This is a genomic window from Streptomyces sp. NBC_01445 (assembly GCF_035918235.1).
Lineage (GTDB): Bacteria > Actinomycetota > Actinomycetes > Streptomycetales > Streptomycetaceae > Streptomyces.
Genome location: NZ_CP109485.1, coordinates 633,547 through 654,176, shown reverse-complemented (window position 1 = coordinate 654,176; position 20,630 = coordinate 633,547). Strand labels below are relative to the sequence as shown.

Sequence of the window (20,630 nt, the reverse complement as noted above, 5' to 3'; positions counted from 1 at the left end):
GGAACGGTGCGTGGATGGAGGGGGAGGGGCGGGGTGGTGAGCAGCCCCGTGGCTGGGTGTCCGGCGGTCGGGGTGGTGGCGATCAGGCTCGCGGCCGGGGGCGGATGGTCGGGGTGGTGGCCATCAGGCTCGCGGCCGGGGCCAGATGGAGAGGGTGGTGACCAGCCTCGCGGCAGGGTGTGAGCTGGACGGGGTGGCGACCAGCCGCGAGGCCGGTTGTCAGATGCCGAGGTAGACGTCCAGTCGGCCGCACATGCCGAAGCGTCCCCGGGCGGTGGGCCCGGTCGCTGTGACCCTTGCCCCGGCCAGGTGTCCGGCGTCCTTCGCACGCAGAGCGCCGAGTTGGGCCCCGGTCGCCGCCGCCGCGGCATGTGCACCGTCCTGCCAGCGCTGCTCCCAGGCGTCGAGGCGCGGGCGGATCAACTCGGCGGCGGCCCGCTGGAACGCCGCCAGCGGTTCCGGATCGCCGCCCTCGGTGGCTTCGCGCAGTTCCAGGAACCGGCGGGTCGCCAGATCGCGGCGGGCGCGCGCGACCTCCACCTGCTGGGCTTCCGGGACGTCGGTGGGGATGCGGATCGCGGTCGCGTAGGTCTCGGCGTCGGTGAGCAGGTCCTGGGGGAGGGTGAGCACCGCGTCGCCCGCTTCGGGCAGGCCGCTGTTCTGCATTACGACGGTGATCTGCAGGCCGCCGGCATTGGTGAGTCGATGGATCGTGCCCGGCGTGAACCAGGCCACGGTGCCCGGCTCCAGAGGTGTCTCCTCGTAGCCGGACGTGGTCAGGGTCTGCACGGTGCCACGCCCGGCCGTCACCACGTATCCCTCGCTGCACGTGAGGTGCAGATGCGGGGTGCCGCCGCCGGGCAGCCCGTCGACCGTGGGCCAGTCGTAGACCGTCAGGTGGGACACACCCACCGCCGCCGGGAAGCCGTCGTACGTCGCGCTCACCACGCGTGCCCCCGCAGGTGCGCGGCGACCTGCTCGCGGTCCCAGGCGCCGTCGGCGATCGTCACGCGGTAGCTACGGGTAAGGGTGTCGCCCGGCGCGAGGACGAGCTCCTCGTGGAAGGCCCAGGACGGCGCGACCGCGGCGAACGGGTCGCTGCGCACGAACCAGTGAGCGGGGTGCGTTCCCTTGTCGCCCGCGTGGTCGTTGGCGGCGGCGTGCTCGAAGACAAGGGTGGCGCGACCGTCGCGCCCGTCGTGCTCACCGACGTACGCCAGCCAGGATGCTTGACTGCCCATCAGGTCTCCGCCGTCCGCTTCGGCGGTGAAGACCCGCCCGTCGCGGAAGGCCCGCGGCCCGCGCCAGAACAGGCCGGTGTATCCGGCCGCGGGACGGCCGTGGGTGGTAGGGCTGCCGAAATGCAGCGGTTCGTCACGCCGGTTGGTGATGGCCGAGGTCCACGTGAGCGACCAGCTGCCGGACTCCGCGTCCACGTCGCGCACCTCGATGCGCCGTTCCTCGTCGGCCCACAGTTCCTTGGTGTGCGGGTGCCAGGTCAGATGCTCGGCGATGACGGCGCGGCCGTCCGTGGCGGAGACCTCCTCGAAGGCGACGTGGGCCATCGAGCCGACCTTCTCGGGCTGGGCGAGGTATCCGTCGCCGTGCACGTAGCTGTTGCCGCCCCACAGGTTCTGGCCGGACAGATGAGAGGCCGTCAGCTGCAGTCCCTTGTGCCAACGGTGGTCGTTGGGGCGGTAGTCGGTGACGACCGCGCCGGAGAGGGTGCGGATCGGGTGCAGGTACGGCTTGGGGGCCTCCCATGCGGCCTCGGGCCGGTACACGTAGGCGAACAGCTCGGTGCCGGTGGCCGCGTGGGCGACGGTGATGCGGTCGCCGTGGGCGTGGGTCAGTGCGAGCGTCATGCGGGGGCCTCCTCCTGGTGGGGGCCGGCAGGCGCCCATCCCTGGGCGCCGCCGTGCAGGGCGGTGTAGTAGGGGTCGCCCGGGGCTATGTCACCGGCGCGGACGGGCACGTCGGTGAACGCGGACTTGTACAGAGCGGTGATGAACTCGAGCGTCTGGCGTCCGCCCGCGCCGCTGGTGGCGTGGCGTCGTCCGGCCTTGATGTCGGCGACGAGCGCCCGTAGCTGGGCGAGGTGCGAGCTGGGCTCGTCCTCGCCGAAGTCGTGCCAGCCGGCGACGGTCTCCTCGGGGACGCCGGGAGCGGGCGTGATGCGCCAGTCGGCGTTGCGGTAGCCGTACAGGTGCGTCAGCTCGATCGTCGCGAGCTCGCAGTCGATGCGGATGCGGCTGACCTCGTCGGGGCTCAGCACGCTGTTGACGACCGTGCCGACGGCACCGTCGGCGAACCGGACCTGGGCGGTGGACACGTCCTCGGTCTCCACGTCGTGCACGAGCCGCGCGGCCATGCCGCGCACTTCGGTCCACGGCCCCATCAGATCGAGCAGCAGATCCGTCTGATGGATGCCGTGCCCCATCGCCGGGCCGCCGCCCTCGGTCGCCCAACGGCCGCGCCACGGCACGGCGTAGTAGGCGGTGTCCCGGTACCAGGTGGTCTGGCAGTGCGCCACCAGCGGCCGGCCGAACGCGCCCTCGCGCAGCAGCCGGCGTATGTGCCGGGCGCCGGAGCCGAAGCGGTGCTGGAAGACGATCGACGCGTACGGGTCCCCGTCACCGCCCTTCTCGGCCGCCTCGACGGCGTCGTAGTCGGCCAGAGACGGGCACGGCGGCTTCTCGCACCAGACCCAGGCACCGGCTCGTAGCGCCGCGACGGACTGTTCACGGTGCACGGCGGGCGGGGTGCACAACACCACGAGATCCGGGCGCACTTCGGCGAGCATCGCGTCGAGATCCGTGGACGCGTAGGGAATGTGGAACGCGTCGGCGCAGGCGCGTACCGCGGTGTCGTCCACGTCCACCACGGCTACGACGTCCGTCTCCCCTTCCGCGGCCAGCTTCTGCAAGGCCGGCAGATGGCTGGACCGCGCGATACCACCCGCTCCGACGACGGCCGCGCGCAGCGGACGATGGGGACGATCTGGAGACATGAGAACCCTCTCGAGAGACGGACGGCAAGCGCTTGCTGTGAGATGGTTCCAACGTTGTAACTGCCACGTATCCGCAGGGTCAACCCCCTCGCCGGAAAGAGTTTGCCGCCGGCGGAATCCTGGTGAGTCGTGCTCACCGGTGCATAATCTGGGGGAACTTCGAGTGCGGGGGGCGATCGAATGGCAGCAGTGACACTCAAAGACGTGGCGGAGCGCGCGGGAGTGTCGATCAAGACCGTGTCCAACGTTGTACGTGACGCCCCGAAGGTGTCCGAGGCGACGCGGACACGGGTGATGCGCGCAGTGGCGGAACTCGGCTACCGGCCCAATCCGTCGGCGCGAAGACTCAGAACCGGGCGCAGCGGCCTGATCGCGCTGGCGGTCCCGGACCTGGCGACTCCCTACTTCGCGGAGCTCGCACACCATGTGAGAACAGAGGCGGCGGCACTTGGCTTCACCGTCCTGATCGAGGAGACCCTCGGGGACGCAGGCGAGGAGCTGCGTCTGGCTACCGGTGTCGGCGCGTCATTGCTGGACGGCGTGATCCTGTCACCGCTGCACGTCTCACCCGACGAACTCGCCTCGGTGGCCGACGAGTTCCCCCTGGTGCTGCTCGGCGAGCGCAGCTACGAACACGATCGCGTCGTCGCGGACCACGTCCTGATCGACAACGTCGCCGCGGCTCGCGAGGCCACCGCGCACCTGGCCGGGCTCGGCCGCACCCGGATCGCCGCCATCGGTGTCGACCGACCGGGGTCCGCGACCAGTCGCCAGCGCCTGGAAGGGTTCCAACTGGCGCTGCACGAAGCACGGTTGACCTACGACCCCAGGCTTGCGCCGCTGGTGAAGGAGTTCGGCCGCCGTGACGGGCTCCTGGCGATGCGTACCCTGCTGGCGCTGCCGGCGGATGTGCGGCCCGACGCGGTGTTCTGCTTCAGCGACCTGCTGGCCGTAGGAGCCCAACGAGCCGCGTTCGAAACGGGCTTGCACATCCCCAGGGACATCGCCTTGGCGAGTATCGATGGCTCCGCGGAGGCGCTGTACAGCACGCCCTCTCTCACTTCGGTGGTTCCTGACAAGGCCGCGATCGCCTCCCTGGCCGTGAAGTGCCTGGCGACCCGCATTCGCGCGGACGACGCCCCGCCGTTCGAGGTGCACGTGGCCCCCCACTGGCTGGAGGTGCGGGAATCCACGAGTGGTGAGCGGCAGTCGCTGCCCGCCGCCTGACGGATCGTCGCCCGGCCTGCGGCCCGCACGCGCGGGCCGCAGGCCGGGCCACAGGCATCAAGGACGCGGACCGGCGGTTCGGGAACGGGCGTCACCCATGGGTGACGCGCACCGGTTCGAAGGCAACGGTGGTCTGCGGACCATCGGCCCACAGTACGCGCAACTCCCCGTCGCTGAACCGCACTTCGGTCACCACGTCGGTGAGCGGAGCGCTGGGCTCGTCGGCGCTCAACGACGCCAGCGCCACGAAAACCGCCGTTCCCTCGGCTTCGCCGGAGAGTCGCGGCACCCGCACCCACCGCTCGTACGCCGTCCCCTGCGGCGCCCGCACCTCGTCCCGTTCGTGCCACCCGTACAGACCGTGCAGCTGCGAACTCAAGGCGTCCGAGGCCCACCCCGTGAGCGTGACCCCCGCCCCGTGCGGCGCCCCCACGACCCGGTGCACCCGCAGCTCGTACCGGCCCCGGGCCACGGTCACGCTCTCCACGCGCAGCCCCGGCACCATCGGCGGGCCCGAAGCGAACACCGGCAGGTGCGAGGACGCGGCCCAGCCCCACCCGTCACCCTGGCCCGCGCCCAGCGGACGGATCCGGCGCCGCACGCTGGCCGCGCCGCCGACCACGACCGACAGATGGTTGTCGGCGACATTCGTCCGGGACGTCGGGCCCGTGTGCGTCGAGTACGCGTGACGGCCGTACAGCGGGTCGTCCTGAGCGGCCGACTCCGATTCGTGCGGGCGGACGTGGTCGCTGCCGTGGTTGTGGAGCCGTACGATCCCGTCGGCCCGCGTCGACTGGACGAGCAGTCCCGGCGCGGGCAGTGCGAGCACCCGGTCCGGGCCCTCGCTCGGCGCGGGCTCCTCGGTCGCCGTCCACAGCGGATCGTCCTCCGGCGCGAGCAGCGCCACGAACCCCTTCGACGCCCAGTACGGTGATGCCGGCCCCGAGTACGTCTGCAACGTCGCGTCGTGCGGGCCGTGCCAGCCCAGGCTCAGCAGCCCGTCGTCCGTCACCCCGCCCCGGTCGAGGAAGTAGCGCAGGCTCCCGCTGATGAGGCGGCGCGACGTACCCGGCGTCAGCGGAGTGTGGCCGGTGACGGCGCCGATGCCGACGGCCGCCGACGCCGCGAACCGGTAGGTCAGCGAACGCCCGAAGTGGATCGGCGCCCCGTCGGCGCCGAAGAGCAGCGAGAACCCTTCGAGGTGTTCACGCAGACGGGGCCCGAACCGGGCGGCCAGCGCGGTGTCGCCGGACAGGTGCGCGTGCAGCATCGGGTACAGGTGCAGCGCCCACCCGTTGTAGTGGTCGAAGGCCTGCCCGTCGCCGTCCGCATACCAGCCGTCGCCCCGGTACCACGTCTCCATCAGCCCAAGTGCCCGCTCCATGACGCGCGTTGTGGCCGCGTCGCCGCGGCCGACCGACTCCAGGAACGACGCCACCGTGAACGGGAACAGATACCAGTTGTTGGGTGCGGGCGTGTGATTGATCGCGCCGCGCAGCCAGGACTCCGCCCGGTCCTGCACATCGTCGTCGAGCCGGTCCCACAGCCACGGCCGGGTCAGCGACAGGCCGAGCGCCACGGACGCCGACTCGACCATCGGCTGGCCCTGCACATGGTGTTCGAGGATCAGCGGCCATGACTCGGCGTCGTCCCGGCCGGGCGTCCGAGTGCCCGCCGTGAGGCCCTGTGCGTACCGCTCCAGCCAGCCGTGCGGGTCCTTTCCGCCGGCGCCCGCGACCCGGAAGCCGGCCGTCAGGAACGTACGGGCGAAGCCTTCGAGGCCGTCCGAGCGGACCCCGGACGCGGAGGGGCGTCCCGGAAGGTCGAGCAGGGCGCCCTCGGGTGTGGCCCAGCGCCACGCGGCGCCGAGCAGCCCGTCGGCGACGGCCTCCCAGTGTGCGCGCGTGTAGCCCGTGCAGGCACTCAACTCGCGGTTGTCTTCGGGCAGTTCGAACGGGATGGTCATGCGAGGAACGCCAGCCTTTCGCGTCGTACGGGATGGGCGAAGCCGTCGCCCGCGGCCCACCGGGCCACCTCACCGACGGCCGTGTCGGCGAGGCGTTCCCACTCGTTGCCCTGGGAACCAGCGAGGTGGGGCGTGATCAGTGCGTTCGGACAGGCCCACAGGGGGTGAGCGGCGGGCAGGACTTCGGGGTCCGTCACGTCGAGCACCGCCCGGATGCGGGCCGTGCTCACGACATCGGTGAGTGCGTCCTGGTCGACGACGGCGCCGCGAGAGGTGTTGATGAGGGTGGCACCCGCCCGCATGGAGCCGAGCAGCTCCCGGCTGACGAGGCCGCGCGTGGCCGGTAGCAGTGGCGTATGGACGCTCAACAGGTCGCTGCGCGTGAAGAGTTCGGACAGCTCCACCCACTCCACGCCCAGTTCGGCGGCCTCCGCCTCGGTGATGTACGGGTCGTGCAGCAGCACCTCGAAGTCGAAGGGCCGCAGCAGCTCGATCACCCGGCGGCCGATCAGGGACGCGGACAGCAGGCCCACCGTGCGGCGGTAGTTGCCCACCTCTTGCGTGGTCAGCAGCCAGTTGTCGCGCGCACGGGTCCGCCGGAAGTCGCGGGCCCGTTCGAGGACGTGCTTGCCGTGCAGCAGGATCATCGCGAGGGTGTACTCCGCGACCGGCAGCGCGTTGGCCGCGGCGGCCGAGGACACCTCGACGCCCTGTTCCCAGCAGGCGTCGGTGACATGCCCGCGCACCGAACCGGCCGCGTGCACCACGGCTTTCAGGCGCGGCGCCGATGCCAGGACGTCCGCGTCGAGCGGCAGGCAGCCCCAGCCGGTGACCAGCACCTCGACATCGGCGAGGACATCCTTGGCCCGTACGGTCGTCAGGTCGTCCAGTACGGGCAGCGGCGCCAGGTCGCACACCTTCGCGAGCGCGGCCACGGACCGCGGCGTGAAGACGGCCGCCGCGGCCTGGGGGGACATGGCCAGCGCCGCGCGGGGCTTGCTCACTTGACCGCCCCCGCCGTCAGGCCGGACCGCCAGAACCGCTGGAGGAAGATGAACGCGAGGACGAGAGGGAGGACCGCGAGGAGCGAACCCATGATCACCACCGGGTAGTACTCGGGCGAGACGGTCGCCTGGCTGTTCCACTGGAACAGGCCCAGGCTGACGGGATAGAGCTTCTGGTTGGACAGCATCACCATAGGCAGGAAGAAGTTGTTCCAGATCGCGGTGAGCTGGAAGAGGAAGACCGTGATCAGGCCGGGGCCGAGCATCCGCAGGGAGACACGGACGTACGTCGTCAGCTCACCGGCGCCGTCGACGCGGGCCGCCTCCAGGACTTCGTTCGGCACGTAGCCCTGGGCGAAGATGCGGCCCAGGTACACACCGAAGGGGTTGAACAGGACCGGGACGAAGACCGACCAGAAGGTGTTCACGACGCCGGTCGCGGACGCGAGCAGGTACAGCGGCAGCGCGAGCACCGTCTGCGGCACCATGACCGCCGCGAGCACCAGGCCGAACAGCTTCTCCTTGTGCCGGAAGTGGTACTTGTCGAAGGCGTAGCCACAGGCGACGCTGATCATCGCGCCGATCGCGGCGCCGAGCACCGCGTACAGCAGGCTGTTGCCGTACCAGCGGGTGTAGAGGCCGCCGTCCATCGCGAAGAGGTCCTTGACGTTCTGGACGAACGAGAAGTCCTTGAAGGAGAGGATGTTGCTGCTGAACAGCGCGTCGCGGGACTTGCCGGCGGCGAGCACCAGCCACAGCGCCGGCAGCATGGTGTAGAGGACGGAGATCGCGACGACGACGTTGACAGTCGTACGGCCCAGCAGACGTGGGCGCAGCAGGGTGGACCTGCTCAGCTCGGCAGTGGTCATCGGGCGTTCTCCTCGGCCGAGTTGACACGGTTGGTCCAGCGGGTGACGCCGTAGGAGACGGCGATCGTGATGACGAGGAGGATCACCGACGCGGCGGCCGCGAGCGAGTAGTTGTTACGGCTGAACGCCGCGTCGTAGATGTACATGCTCGGGGAGAACCGGGCATCGACGACCTGCGAGCCCGCGCGCAGCAGCATCGGTTCCGTGAACAGCTGCAGCGCCCAGATCAGTGTGAACATCGCGACCATGACGATCGAGGAGCGCACCAGCGGTGCCTTCACCTGGAGCGCCGTGCGCACCGGACCCGCCCCGTCGACCACGGACGCCTCCAGGACCTCCCGGGGGACCGCTTGCAGGGCCGCGTAGAAGACGACCATGTTGTAGCCGAGGTTGCTCCACACCGCGATGTTCACGATCGACGGTATCGCGGTGTGCAGGCCCAGGAAGTTGACGGTGATGTCGGCCTTGCCGAGCACGTCGATGATCGGGCTGATGCCCGGTGTGTAGAGGTACAGCCAGATCAGCGCGGCGATGATGCCGGGCACCGCGTGAGGCAGGAACAGGCCCAACTGGGCCCAGGAACGTAGCCGTACGAGACCTGAGTCGAGCAGCAGCGCCAGCGCCAGCGAGCCGATGGTCATCACCGGGATGTAGATCACGCAGTACAGCGCGACCGTGCCGAGGCCGGACAGGAACGACGGGTCCGTGAGCACCGCGGCGTACGAGCGCAGGCCGACGAAGACCGTGCGCTCCGGGCCGAAGCCGAGGCCCGGCTGGTCGTCACTGAAGAAGCTCAGCCACACCGCCGTCGCGACCGGGATCAGGAAGACGAGCGTGAGGAGGATGAAGAACGGGGCCATCAGGACGCCCGCGGCGCCGCCCCGGCGGCGCCCCGCCGCACGCTGCGCCTTGCGCCGGGCGCCGTCCGCCTCCCGCGGGGGAGCCGCCGCCGTAGCGGGGACATGGGTTGTCGCGGTCATGGGACTCACCTGCCTTTCGGGATGCGGGGGCTCACGTGGAGTGCTGGGTGGTCTTGAGGCCGAGCGCCTTGAGATCGGGCATCGTTCCGTCCTGCGCGGCGCGCATGGAGGACTCGATCGTTCCGGACCCTGCCGCCGCCCGGGCGAAGGCGTCCGACATGACCTGCCCGGTCGCGGTCATCCGGGGCCCCCAGACCCAGCCGTCGCTGATCTTCTGGGCCTCGTTCTCGAACAGCGTGTAGATGTCCTGCCCGCCGTAGTACGAGCGGTCGAAGGCGGCACGGCCCTCCTTGATCAGCTCGGTCACGGCCGGGTACTGGCTGCTCGCGCCGCTGGACAGACGGGCCTTGATCGCGTCGGGGCTGGAGACCTGCCACTCGATGAACTCCATGGCAGCCTCGGGGTGCCTGCTGTCCTTGGTGATCGCGAACGTCGAGCCGCCCTGGGTGCCGAGCGCCGGCTTCGCCGGGTCCCACTGGGGCTGCGGGGCGATCCGCCACAGTCCCTTCTGCTGGGGGCGCGCGTTCATCTGCGCACCCGCGTCCCAGGCGCCGCTGTGCCGGGTCAGGACGAGGCCGTTGCCGACCTGGGCGTCGGCCTCGCGGCTGTTGGGCGGATTGACATAGACGAGGTCCTCGTCGATGAGTCGCTGCCAGTATTGGGACACGCGGCGCGTGGGCGCGTCGGCGAGCGACACGTTCCAGGCGCCCTTCGAGGTGTCGAACCAGTGCGCACCGGCCCCCCAGCACCAGCCCGAGAACTGGCCCATGTCCGTGGAGAAGAAGGTCACCGTGCGCTTGCCGCCGGTGCGGCGCACAGCGCGGGCCAGGTCGGTGTACTCGTCCCAGGTGGTGGGGACGTCGAAGCCGTACTTGTCGAAAAGGTCCTTGCGGTAGTGCAGCACCATCGGCTCGACGTCCAGGGGCACGCTGTACGTGCGCCCCTCGAACGTCGTGAGTCCGAGCGCCTGCGGCAGCAGCTTGGCCTTGAGCTTGTCGCTGATCACGTCCGTGATGTCCCGGGCCACACCGTCGATCGCGTAGCCCGGGACCTGCGGGTACTCGATGGTGGCGACGTCGGGCGCGTTGCCCGCGCGAGCCGCGTTGCTGAGCTTGAGATATCCGCCGGAGGTGCCGGACGGTATCTGCTCGAAAGCGACCTGGATGGTGTCGTGAGTCTTGTTGAACGCATCCACCACCTCCTGGCTGCCGCGGAGCGCGGACCAGAACGTAATGGTGGTCTTGCTTTTGGTACCGGACTTGCTGCTGCTCCCGGATGACGCGCTGTCGTTCCCGCTGCAGGCGCTCAGGGCGCCCGTCAGGGGCAGCGCGGTGATCGCGGCGAGCACCGATCGACGGCTCTGTCGACCAGGCATGGGCGCCTCCCGCGGCTCCTGCGTGTTCGAGTCACGGGAATCCTGATCGGCTGACCGGACTTGGTCAATAGAGCGATCAGAAGAAAATGAAGCGGTCAAACGCTCATTGTGAGGCGGCGGTTGTGCCGCGAGTTCCTGTGGCGTCGGATGCGTGCGATTCCGCGGTGTGCGGGACCTGAGTCGAACCGCGCACCTGCAGAGTGGGGAGCAGCTCCAGGCGTCGCGCCGGTTCCGCGCCCGAGGCCGACGACTGCCCGTCGAGCCGGCGCAGCAGCAACTCCGCCGCCGCCCGGCCCACCTCGGCCTTCGGCGGCGAGACGGCCGAGAGCGGCGTGCTGCCGAGACCCGCGACCACGTCGTCGTACGCGATCACGGAGCAGTCCTCCGGGACCCGCACCCCGCTGTCGCGCAGCGACTGCACCAGCATGAGCGCGTCCACATCACCGTGCAGCACGGCTGCCGTCGCACCCAACTCGGCCAGCAGTACGGGGAGTTCGATGGGCTTCTCCGCCGCCTCCGCCGCCGGGTCGGGAGCCGCCCCGGGCGAGCTGAGCGCCACCGCCCACTTGTCGACGTCCGGATGGTCCGCGGCGATCTCGACGAACGCCGCGCGCAGGGCGCGGGCAGTCGGGCTGTCGTCCCTCGCGGCGAGCACGATGCGCCGGTGGCCGAGGCCGGTGAGGTGTTCGACGGCGAGATGGATGCCGTACCAGTGATCGGTACAGACCGTGTCCACGGCGTGCAGCGCGCTGCCGCGCCGCGGCCTGCGCTCCATCACGACCGCGGGCACCGGCAGGGAGGCGAGCCAGGTGTAGTCGGCCTCCTCCGTGGCCCTGCTGCGCCAGCGCGGGGCGATGAGCAGGCCACGCGCGCCGGCCGCCAACGCCTGTTCCACGATGGGCTGTTCGGCTCCCGCGACAGCCGGCGCGATGTGCAGCGCGATCCGGATCCCCGCCTCTTCGAACGCGGTCCGGGCGCCGTGCAGCGCCTCGTAGAGATACGAGTGGCGTTCGGGAACGACGACCGCGACCGGACCGCCGTCGGCCATCGGTTCGACGGGGGCAGCGGCCCGTTCCGTCTCGGGCAGCACCGGGCGGGCGACGCCATGACCACGGCGCAGCTTGCCCTCCCTGGCGAGTTCCTCGACATCGCGGCGCAGCGTCACCACCGACACGGCGAGCTCCGCGGCGAGATCGCTCACCCGCGTCGCCCCGCGCGACTGCACCACAGCGAGAATCCGCTGCCGCCTGAGATCGACCGGCTCACGCATGCTGATGGCCCCCTCGACACCCGCTGTTCGTTTGAGCGCTTCCATGAACGCTTCGGCGGCAGCATAACCAGCGGGTGCGGGAAGGTCAGCCCTTCGACGGCAGGGACCTCGGTGTGGGACGGACTGCCCTGTGCGCGGATCCGCCGGCCCGAGCCGGGCCGCATGGTCGTGCTCACCAGGCGGGGGCCATCAGTCCAGAAGCCCCAACTGCCCAGCCGCCCGGATCGCGAGCCACACCTCGGCGAAGGACGCCGTGGCGGACAGATCGCGGCCCGTCAGCTCGCTGAAGCGGCGGAGGCGGTAGGAGAGGGTGTTGGGGTGGATGTGGAGCGCGGTCGCGGCCTCGTCCGTGCGCCGGTCGCGCTCCATCCAGGTACGCACGGAGGGAAGCAGACGGGAGCCATGACTGCTGTCGTAGCGCAGTGCGTCGCCCAGCACGTGGTCCACCAGGGCTGTGAGCGCGGCGGGGTCGTCGGGCAGCCAGCGGCCTGTGGCGTCGTCGGCGTAGCGGACGAGGGGGCGGCCGGATGCCGCGGCGTGGGAGGCGGCCCACAGGGCCTCGCGCTGGGCGACCCGCAGCGAGGCGCCGGGCCGGACGGGGCGGCTCATGCCGGCCGTCACCCCCGGGAGGGCGGCGATCGTGTCGCCGAGCCGGGGTGAGCCGAAGAGGTAGCGGTCGTCGCCCCGGTTGAGGAGCAGGCAGGGCTCGTCGTGGAGGGCTTCCAGCACGGCCTGCTGCGTCACGCCCCTGACCACCGCCAGGGCGGCCTCACCCTTGATGGAGTGGCGCAGCAGATGGCGCTTCGCGACGGCCGGATCGAGCGCGTCCTGCAGCAGCTCTGCCAGGATCTCGGTGCCTTCGCGGCGCAGCGTCTCGCGTTCCGTGCGGACCATGGCGAGCTGGAGCGCGGCCACGGTGGCGATGTGCTGCACGACGGCAAGGCCCGCCGGGCGCGCGCCGTCGTGGGCTATGGCGATGAGGAACCCGGCGGGTCCGCCGGGTGAGGGTACGGGAAGCGCGAATCCGCCGGGGATCGTCGGCGGGGCGTCCGCCGAGCGGGGCAGCAGGGACGGGTCCGGCGCGGGCACGCCGGGCAGCAGGGGCCGGCCCTGCCGGGTGCACAGGTAGATCGCGTATCCGGAGAGGTTCTCCAGGCGGCTGAAGAGTTCGGCCGTGTCCAGGTTCTCCGAGGTCAGCCAGCGCAAGGCGCCGAAGACCTGGAGCTGGGCGCCGAGCCGGTGGCGGGCGTCTTCCTGGACCGCGGCGGCGACTTCCTGCGCGACCGCGATGAAGGGAACGGCGAGCGGTACTTCCAGAACCGGCATGCCGCGCTCCTCGGCCGCGGCGTGGAACGCCTGGCGCAGCGGAGGCATGTGCAACTGGGCGGAGACGGCCAGGGCGGCCACCCCGGCGTCGTCGAGCCGTTCCAGGTAGGCCCGCTGCCCGGCGGCCGAGCGCGGCATCGCGAGACCCGTCGTCATGATTATTTCGGCGCCCAGGAGCCAGGGCGTGGGGTCGTCCAGCTCGCTGACATGCGCCCACGACACCGGGCGGGTCAGGCCCGCCGCGCCTGCGACCAGGCGCAACTGCAACGCGGGGTAGGACAGCAGGTCCGCGACGGTCACCCGCCGGCGGTTCACCCCGTCGGTGCGGTGTTCTTTGTGCTCAGCCACAAATTGAGGCTACCTCTTCGTGCCTGCACCGATTGCCGTGGCAATCCCTTGCCGTGCACACTCACCCGACCACCTGCACATGTTTCGCTGTCGCGCAAGAAACTGTCCGCCGCGTCCGCCGACGACCTGATCAACCTGCTCGCTCCCAAGGAGGACGAATGAGTGATTCCCCGGCTCTGACGGAGGTGGAGCAGTACGGCGTCGAACGCATCCCTGACTCGGACCGCTCCGCCAAGCCCCTGGACCTGTTCCGGGTCGCGTTCGGTGGCGCCAACACCTTCGCCACCTGCGTCCTGGGCGCCTTCCCCATCCTGTTCGGCCTCTCGTTCTGGCAGGGTCTCGCGGCGACCGTGCTCGGCCTTGTGGCCGGTGCGCTGATCCTGGCGCCGCTCGCGGTGTTCGGCCCGCGCAACGGCACCAACAACGCCGTGTCGTCCTCGGCCCACCTGGGTGTGCACGGCCGGATCGTCGGCTCGTTCCTCTCGCTGCTCACCGCCGTCGCATTCTTCTCGATCTCCGTGTGGTCCTCCGGAGACGCACTGGTCGGCGGCGCACACCGGCTGATGGGCGTGCCGCAGAACGACGGCGTGTTCGCGCTGGCGTACGGCGTGTTCGCGCTGCTTGTGCTGACGGTGTGCGTGTACGGCTTCCGGTTCATGCTGTTCGTGAACAAGATCGCGGTGGTGGCGGCGTCCACGCTGTTCGTCCTCGGCTTCTTCGCCTTCGCCGGGGACTTCGACCCGGGCTACCAGGGGTCGTTCTCGTCCGCCTCGTCCGCCGGGTTCTGGCCCGCCTTCATCGGCTCCGCGCTGATCGTGCTGTCCAACCCGGTGTCCTTCGGCGCCTTCCTCGGCGACTGGGCCCGCTACATCCCGGCACAGGCCTCGAACCGCCGGGTCGTCACGGCCGCGTTCGCCTCGCAGATCGCCACGATCCTGCCCTTCTTCTTCGGACTCGCCACCGCCTCGATCATCGCGGAGAAGGCGGCCAAGTACATGGACCCGAGCGCGTCGAACTACGTCGGAGGGCTCCTCGCGATCGCCCCGGGCTGGTACTTCCTGCCCGTGTGTCTGCTCGCGCTGATCGGCGGCATGTCCACCGGCACCACCTCGCTGTACGGCACCGGGCTCGACTTCTCCAGCGTGTTCACCCGGTTCAGCCGTGTGCAGGCGACGCTGTTCGTCGGTGTGCTGTCGATCGGGTTCATCTTCGTCGGGCGCTTCGCGGCCAACCTGTCGCAGTCCATCTCGACGTTCGCGACGCTGATCATCACCTGCACCGCCCCCTGGATGGTGATCATGATGCTCGGCTGGCTGACCCGCCGCGGCTGGTACGACCCCGACTCGCTCCAGGTCTTCAACCGGCGCCAGAAGGGCGGCCGTTACTGGTTCACCCACGGCTGGAACTGGCGCGGCATGGGCGCGTGGCTGACCTCCGCGGTCCTCGCCCTGATGTTCGTGAACCTGCCCGGCCAGTTCGTCGGCCCGCTCGGCGACCTGGCCGGCGGAGTGGACCTCTCGCTCCTGGTGGGCCTGGGCGTCGCAGCCCTCCTCTACCTGGCCCTGCTGTCGCTCTTCCCCGAGCCGCGCGAGGTCTACGGGCCCCAGGGGCCGCGCCTGGTCCGCGCCTCGAACACGCCCGTCCCGCCGATCACCGACGACGTCCCCGCCCCCGTCGCCGCCGCGGAAAGGGCGTGACGGCCATGCGCCTCGTAGACCTGTCCGTCGAGCTCGCGACCGGCATCCCGGTCTACCCCGGCGACCCGCGCGTGACGATCACCCCGGCCCTGAGCGTCGCGGCGGACGGCGTGAACGTCCTGCACCTGGACATGGGGTCCCAGTCCGGTACGCATGTCGACGCGCCGTTCCACATCGACGATTCGCTGCCCACCCTCGACCAGCTCCCACTGGACCGCTTCGTGGGAGAGGCCGTCGTCGTCGACGCCCGCGGTGCGCAGCCGCGTTCGCCGCTCGGGCCGGACCTCTTCGAGGGCCGGATCCGGGCCGGGGCGATCGTTCTCGTCGCCACCGGCTGGTCGGCGCACTGGGGCACCGACGACTACCTCACCCATCCCTACCTGACCAGGGAGGCGGCCGAACTCCTGGTCGCCGCGGGCGTGCGTACGGTCGGCATCGACGCGCTGAGCGTGGATCCCACCCCCGCCGACGAGTTCCCCGCCCACCAGATCCTGTGCGGGGCGCACGCCGTGATCGCCGAGAACCTGACCGGACTCGGCCCCCTGGTCGACGCGCAGGCGGCGGGCGAGCCCATCGAGGTCTCGCTGTTGCCGCTGAAACTGCCCGCCGCCGACGGCGCACCCGTACGCGCCGTCGCCCGCATCGGCTGAACCGCCCCGCACTGCTGCCAGAAGGAGCACGACCGATGACCGACGACGTCTTGAAGGCCGCCGACGCCCTGGTGTCCGCGTTCGGCGAAGGCCGCCTCGACGACTACTTCGGCGCGTTCACGCCGGACGCGACGTTCGTCTTCCACACCACCGCCGAACGCGTCGCGTCCACCGCCGACTACCGCGCCCTGTGGAACCGCTGGGTCGCCGAGGACGGATTCCGGGTCGTGCGCTGTACATCGGCCGATCAGCTGGTGCAGGCCTTCGGCGACACTGCCGTGTTCAGCCACCGGGTCGAGACCACGGTGGCCACGACGGCCGGCGAGGAGACGCTCCACGAACGCGAGACGATCGTGTTCGCCCGCCAGGACTCCGGCCACTGGCTCGCCGTCCACGAGCACCTCTCACCGGCACCCGAAGCCTGACGTGCCGCTCGGCGACGTTGCCCGCAACGCCTCAGGCGTCCCGGGCAACGTCGCTGTCGGCACCCCCGCGCCGGTCCGTTCGTCGAGTCCTGGCCTGGAGGGACGTACGCAGGACCACCGTCTGCAGTGGTTTGTCCGTGCCCGCGTTGCGCTCCTGAACGAGTCCCGCCGCGGCGAACCCCAGCTCGCACGACGGGAGTTGGACCGAGGTCGGTGACGGGGTTACCAGTTCGGGCCACGGAGCGTCGCCGAAGGAGAGCAGGCCCGTCTGCGGGGGGCCTGCGTCGCGCAAGGCGGCCAGGGCGCCCACCGTCATGAGGTTGTTCGCCACGAACACGGCGTCCGGGGGTTCCGGCAGGGCGAGGAGCCGCTCCATCGCGGCCCGTCCGCCCTCGACGCGGAAGTCTCCGTGGCAGGCGTACTCGGCGGGCGACTCGGCCTGCCCCGTCTCCCGCAGATGGCCCTGCAGGACCGCGCGGTACCCGGCGAGACGCTCGTCCGATTTGACGGTCATTCAGGTGGGTATCGGGTCGTTCAGTCTCCTCCGCAGCAGTCCTTCCAGTCAGCACCCGGTACGGCGCGAACTGGAACCACGTCCTGGCCGCCGCCGTGGCCGCCGTGATATCCATGCTCGCCCTCTTCCTCGTCTTCCAGCGCCAGATGGTCGAGTCCTTCAAGACTTCCGGCCTGAAATGACCCCAGCGCAACGCTCCGGAACGAACCGAGAAATACGGTGCTCGTATGCCTCAGTCAGCAGTCATCGGTGTGGACATCGGAACGTCCAGCAGCAAGGGCGTCCTCGTCGGTCTCGACGGCACCGTGCTGCACACGGCCGTCCGTGAACACGCCGTCGACCGCCCGGCCCCCGGACACGTCGAGATGGACGCGGACATCTGGTGGGGCGAATTCGTCTCCCTGACCCGCGAGTTGACCACCGTCCACGACGCGGAGGTCATCGCGGTCGGGGCCAGCGGCATGGGCCCCTGCGTGCTGCTCGCCGACGAGAACGACACACCTGTGCGCCCCGCGATCCTCTACGGTGTGGACACCCGCTCCGTCCCCCAGATCGAGCGGCTCGAAAGCGAGCTGGGCGCCGAAGAGATCGCCCACCGCTGTGGCTCGCGGCTCACGACCCAGGCGGCGGGGGCCAAGGTGGCGTGGATCGCCGAACAGGAACCGGAGCTCTACGCCCGCGCCCGCAGGCTCTTCATGCCCAGCTCCTGGCTCGTACGCAAACTCACCGGCGCCTACGTCCTCGACCACCACTCGGCCAGCCAGAGCACCCCGCTCTACGACACCCTGACCCGCGACTGGTACACCCCGTGGTGCGACCTGATCGCCCCCGGCATCGAACTTCCCGAACTGCGCTGGTCCGGCGAGGCGGCTGGCACGGTGACAGCCGAGGCCGCGCGCCTCACCGGCCTGCCAACCGGTATCCCGGTCACCACCGGAACCATCGACGCCTGGGCCGAGGCGCTGAGCGTCGGCGCACACGGGATCGGCGACCTCATGCTCATGTACGGCACGACGATGTTCCTCGTCCACACCGTGCCGGGGCTGCTGCGCGACCCCTCGCTGTGGAGCACCGTCGGCGCCCTCCCCGACACCCGCAACCTCGCCGGCGGAATGGCAACGTCCGGCGCCGTCACGAGCTGGCTGCGCGATCTGTTCGGCAGCGACGACTACCGACAACTGCTGTGCCTGGCCGAGGAGTCGGGCCCAGGTGCGGGCGGCCTGCTGATGCTTCCGTACTTCGCCGGGGAGCGCACCCCGATCACCGACCCACGGGCGCGCGGCGTCATCGCGGGCCTCACGCTGTCCCACACCCGCGGAGACCTGTACCGGGCAGCCCTGGAAGGCACGGCGTACGGAGTGCGGCACAACATCGAGGCCATCGATGCGGCCGGGGGTGACATCCGCCGCGTCGTCGCTGTCGGCGGCGGCACCCAGGGACGCCTGTGGACCCAGATCGTCTCCGACGTCACCGGCAGGGCCCAAGAGGTGCGTACGACCTCGATCGGCGCCTCCTACGGAGGGGCGCTCCTCGCCGCCCGACTCGTGACCGACGCCCGCATCGACGCATGGAACCCGGTCCAGGAAGTCGTCACCCCCCGCCCGGAGATGACGTCCCGCTACGACGAGCTGTACGCGCTGTACCGCGAGCTCTACCCGGCGTCGTCCCACGTCGTCCACGCGCTGGCCGACTTCCAGTCCCGCTGAACACCAGGTGGTACCCCTGCCGTGCAGGGCCTCTCCCACACTCTTCCCTCCCGCACACCTGCGGAGCATCCGCATGCCCTACGCCGGCCCGCAGCCCGTCACGCCGCCCGCCGCCGAGCCCGACACCGTATGGCGAGCCCGGGCCCCGGTTCGCTCCCGAGCTCGTCTTCAACGCTCCGGTGCCGCACGCGATGTGGGCGTTCGACCGGAGATCGGACCGGAAAGTGAGAGGGTCTTGAAAATGCGTACCACGGGATACACAGCGGCAGAATACGGCGACGTCAGCGTGCTCGTAGGCGCCCAGCAAGGTGCCTACCCGTACGGCAACACGCTGTTGGTGCGTGGCACGGCCGAATCGCTGGTCGTCGACCCGTCGTTGTCGCTCGTCGAAGGCGCGCCACCCGCGGACCTGGTCCTCGTGAGCCATGCGCACGAGGACCACATCGCCGGTCTCGGCAGTTACGAGGTGCCGGTCCACACCCACGAAGGTGACCTCGACGCGCTGCGATCCCGCGAAGCTCTGGTCGCCGGGATCGGCCTGCCACCCGAAGAGGTCGACGCCGTCGACAAGATGATGCGGGACGAGTTCCATGTGCAGGGGCGACCGGACGCCAAGGGGTTCGAGGACGGGACCGTGTTCGACCTCGGCGGCCGCACCGTGACCGTCGTGCATCTGCCCGGGCACACCACGGGCCACAGCGGCTTCCTGATCGAGCCGGACGGCTTCCTGTTCGTCGGGGACATCGACCTGACGTCGTTCGGTCCCTACTACGGGGACCTCGGCAGCAGTCTCGTGGACTTCGAGGCGTCGATGCGCCGGTGCCGGGAGATCGACGCCCGCTGGTACGGCACGTCCCACCAGAAGGGCGTGATCGAGGGCGCCGAGGAATTCCGGCGCCGGCTCGACGCCTTCGCCGGCGTGGTGGCGAAGCGCGAGGCGGCGCTGCTCACGTTCCTCGGAGAGCCGCGGACCGTCGAGGAGATCGTCGAGCACAGGCTCGTCTACCGGCCCCACGTCGAAGGGCCGCATGTGAGGCCGGTCGAGCGGAGGACGGCGGTGCAGCACCTGGACGTGCTGAGGGCCGGAGGACTGGTCGCCGAGGTGGAGCAGGGACGGTTCCGCGCGACGTAGGCGCCGTGAGGTCGGCTGTAACAGGCCCGAGTCTGTCGGCATTTCGCGCGGAGACCGGCCAACGGTGTGTGATGTGCTCCCGTTGGCCGGTCGGTGGTGCGTTGGTCAGCTGTGCGCCGTCGCGCGGCGAGCGATCAGCGGGTCGTGGTGACCCGGTGCTCCCTGAGCGCGGCACAGTTGGACCCGGTCACCTGGACGTACACGTTGTTGATGTTGCCGCCCCAGTCGACGCAGTGGGCCTTGCCGTAGACGTAGGTCGGTCCCGCGTACGAGGTGTACTGCCCGTAGTCCTGGTCACCCTGGTCGGTGTCGGAGACGTAGATCCACGCGGACATGTCCAGCCGGGTGCCGGGGTTGTTGCGGATGGTCGCGACGCAGTTCTTGCCGTTCGACGAGTTGTACGTGAGGTAGACCGTGCCCAGTGAGCCGACCGGCGCCGAGTTGACGGTCTTGTAGCTGCTTCCACAGACCTTCTGCGGTGTGGTGTTGGGCGCGGCGGAGGCGGGTCCCGCCAGCGCGGTCGTGCCCCCGATCGCCAGGGCTGCCAGAGCGGCACCAGTCAGGACAGGTCGGCTGAATCGCATATTTCCCCCTTGTGATCTTTGCGAGTTTGTTGCTCTTACATCATGTGACTCGCGACACATCAGGATGGTTGTGCCTCTCCGCAAGAGAAGTCGGATCCGGATCCTCGGGCCTGCCGACAGGTACCCAACGCCCTTGCGCGGACGACCTGTTGGCATCATCACGACTTCTGGATGCGGAGCGGTACGGGGGAGGGCGTCTGCCGGGGGACGGGTGACACCCTCCCCCCGTACACCGCGTTTCAGCCGGTCGCTGCCAGCACCTTGCAGTTCGCCCAGTGCGCGAGAGTCAGCGACGCGGTCCGCTCCGGGCGGCGCCGACGGGGCATGCTGCGGCGCGACTCGTCGGCCAGTGCCTCCCGGAGAGGAATCAGGTGAGCAGCCACCGCCGCCAGGCAGTAGTGCTCGTCCCGGCACGCGGAACAGGTCGCCAAGTGGGCGGTGACGGCGCGGGCCTCTTCCTCGGCGAGTGCGTCGAGCGTGTAGCCGGCCAGCCGGTCACGCGTGGTCTGGCATTCCTGGGAGTTACTGAACATGTCGAGTCCTCTCC

The 20,630-nt window shown here is 70.3% G+C and carries 19 protein-coding genes; 6 read left to right on the top strand and 13 right to left on the bottom strand.

The window, feature by feature from the left end:
- Positions 1 to 219: 219 nt before the first annotated feature.
- The 3 genes from OG574_RS03275 to OG574_RS03265 are packed head-to-tail and all read right to left on the bottom strand — an operon-like array spanning position 220 to position 3,010.
- Positions 220 to 948 carry a cupin domain-containing protein gene (locus OG574_RS03275; protein WP_326771747.1) on the bottom strand — a complete coding sequence of 243 codons (729 nt, stop codon included), beginning with the start codon at positions 946 to 948 and terminating at the stop codon, positions 220 to 222.
- On the bottom strand, positions 942 to 1,865 hold the full coding sequence (locus OG574_RS03270) for a PmoA family protein (protein WP_326771746.1): 924 nt from the start codon (positions 1,863 to 1,865) through the stop codon (positions 942 to 944). Before OG574_RS03270 ends, OG574_RS03275 begins: the two co-directional genes overlap by 7 nt.
- Positions 1,862 to 3,010, bottom strand: a complete 1,149-nt coding sequence (locus OG574_RS03265; RefSeq protein ID WP_326771745.1) for a Gfo/Idh/MocA family protein — start codon at positions 3,008 to 3,010, stop codon at positions 1,862 to 1,864. The genes OG574_RS03270 and OG574_RS03265 overlap by 4 nt, the downstream gene beginning before the upstream one ends.
- A gap of 180 nt (positions 3,011 to 3,190) precedes the next feature.
- Here OG574_RS03265 and OG574_RS03260 point away from each other — a divergent pair, with 180 nt between their 5' ends.
- Positions 3,191 to 4,237 (top strand): LacI family DNA-binding transcriptional regulator, encoded by a 1,047-nt coding sequence (locus OG574_RS03260; RefSeq protein ID WP_326771744.1) that lies wholly within the window; start codon positions 3,191 to 3,193, stop codon positions 4,235 to 4,237.
- Positions 4,238 to 4,328: 91 nt separating this feature from the next.
- Here OG574_RS03260 and OG574_RS03255 read toward each other — a convergent pair whose 3' ends face one another.
- The 7 genes from OG574_RS03255 to OG574_RS03225 form a co-directional block, all read right to left on the bottom strand.
- On the bottom strand, positions 4,329 to 6,203 hold the full coding sequence (locus OG574_RS03255; RefSeq protein WP_326771743.1) for a DUF2264 domain-containing protein: 1,875 nt from the start codon (positions 6,201 to 6,203) through the stop codon (positions 4,329 to 4,331).
- Complete coding sequence (locus tag OG574_RS03250) at positions 6,200 to 7,180, bottom strand: hydroxyacid dehydrogenase (protein WP_326778350.1); 981 nt, start codon at positions 7,178 to 7,180, stop codon at positions 6,200 to 6,202. The genes OG574_RS03255 and OG574_RS03250 overlap by 4 nt, the downstream gene beginning before the upstream one ends.
- A 23-nt stretch (positions 7,181 to 7,203) precedes the next feature.
- Positions 7,204 to 8,076 carry a carbohydrate ABC transporter permease gene (locus OG574_RS03245; RefSeq protein ID WP_100593597.1) on the bottom strand — a complete coding sequence of 291 codons (873 nt, stop codon included), beginning with the start codon at positions 8,074 to 8,076 and terminating at the stop codon, positions 7,204 to 7,206.
- Positions 8,073 to 9,056: a carbohydrate ABC transporter permease gene (locus OG574_RS03240; RefSeq protein ID WP_326771742.1), complete on the bottom strand. Its 984-nt coding sequence runs from the start codon at positions 9,054 to 9,056 to the stop codon at positions 8,073 to 8,075. The genes OG574_RS03245 and OG574_RS03240 overlap by 4 nt, the downstream gene beginning before the upstream one ends.
- Positions 9,057 to 9,087: 31 nt before the next feature.
- Positions 9,088 to 10,431, bottom strand: a complete 1,344-nt coding sequence (locus tag OG574_RS03235) for an ABC transporter substrate-binding protein (RefSeq protein WP_326771741.1) — start codon at positions 10,429 to 10,431, stop codon at positions 9,088 to 9,090.
- A gap of 103 nt (positions 10,432 to 10,534) precedes the next feature.
- A complete protein-coding gene (locus tag OG574_RS03230) occupies positions 10,535 to 11,701 on the bottom strand; it encodes a substrate-binding domain-containing protein (protein ID WP_326771740.1) in 1,167 nt (388 codons plus the stop codon).
- A gap of 189 nt (positions 11,702 to 11,890) precedes the next feature.
- Entirely contained in the window at positions 11,891 to 13,375 is a 1,485-nt protein-coding gene (locus OG574_RS03225) for a PucR family transcriptional regulator (protein WP_326771739.1), read from the bottom strand.
- A gap of 158 nt (positions 13,376 to 13,533) precedes the next feature.
- Here OG574_RS03225 and OG574_RS03220 point away from each other — a divergent pair, with 158 nt between their 5' ends.
- From OG574_RS03220 to OG574_RS03210, 3 genes are read left to right on the top strand one after another with little or no spacing between them, the layout of a single operon-like run.
- On the top strand, positions 13,534 to 15,072 hold the full coding sequence (locus tag OG574_RS03220) for a purine-cytosine permease family protein (RefSeq protein WP_326771738.1): 1,539 nt from the start codon (positions 13,534 to 13,536) through the stop codon (positions 15,070 to 15,072).
- Positions 15,073 to 15,077: 5 nt separating this feature from the next.
- Positions 15,078 to 15,722, top strand: coding sequence for a cyclase family protein (locus OG574_RS03215; protein ID WP_326778349.1), 645 nt, complete (start codon positions 15,078 to 15,080; stop codon positions 15,720 to 15,722).
- A 35-nt stretch (positions 15,723 to 15,757) separates the two neighbouring features.
- Positions 15,758 to 16,147 carry a YybH family protein gene (locus OG574_RS03210; protein ID WP_326771737.1) on the top strand — a complete coding sequence of 130 codons (390 nt, stop codon included), beginning with the start codon at positions 15,758 to 15,760 and terminating at the stop codon, positions 16,145 to 16,147.
- A gap of 31 nt (positions 16,148 to 16,178) precedes the next feature.
- Here the strand turns inward: OG574_RS03210 and OG574_RS03205 are convergent, their stop codons facing one another.
- Positions 16,179 to 16,661 carry a substrate-binding domain-containing protein gene (locus OG574_RS03205; protein ID WP_326771736.1) on the bottom strand — a complete coding sequence of 161 codons (483 nt, stop codon included), beginning with the start codon at positions 16,659 to 16,661 and terminating at the stop codon, positions 16,179 to 16,181.
- 227 nt (positions 16,662 to 16,888) lie between these two features.
- Between OG574_RS03205 and OG574_RS03200 the strand changes: the two genes are divergently transcribed.
- Both OG574_RS03200 and OG574_RS03195 read left to right on the top strand, forming a co-directional pair.
- A complete protein-coding gene (locus OG574_RS03200) occupies positions 16,889 to 18,367 on the top strand; it encodes an FGGY-family carbohydrate kinase (protein WP_326771735.1) in 1,479 nt (492 codons plus the stop codon).
- 241 nt (positions 18,368 to 18,608) lie between these two features.
- A complete protein-coding gene (locus OG574_RS03195; RefSeq protein WP_326771734.1) occupies positions 18,609 to 19,499 on the top strand; it encodes an MBL fold metallo-hydrolase in 891 nt (296 codons plus the stop codon).
- A 134-nt stretch (positions 19,500 to 19,633) separates the two neighbouring features.
- On the opposite strand, the gene OG574_RS03190 is transcribed toward OG574_RS03195, so the two are convergent.
- Both OG574_RS03190 and OG574_RS03185 read right to left on the bottom strand, forming a co-directional pair.
- Positions 19,634 to 20,083, bottom strand: a complete 450-nt coding sequence (locus tag OG574_RS03190; RefSeq protein WP_266570214.1) for a spore-associated protein — start codon at positions 20,081 to 20,083, stop codon at positions 19,634 to 19,636.
- Between the two features lie 239 nt (positions 20,084 to 20,322).
- Positions 20,323 to 20,616, bottom strand: coding sequence for a zf-HC2 domain-containing protein (locus OG574_RS03185; protein ID WP_326771733.1), 294 nt, complete (start codon positions 20,614 to 20,616; stop codon positions 20,323 to 20,325).
- Between the last annotated feature and the right edge of the window lie 14 nt (positions 20,617 to 20,630).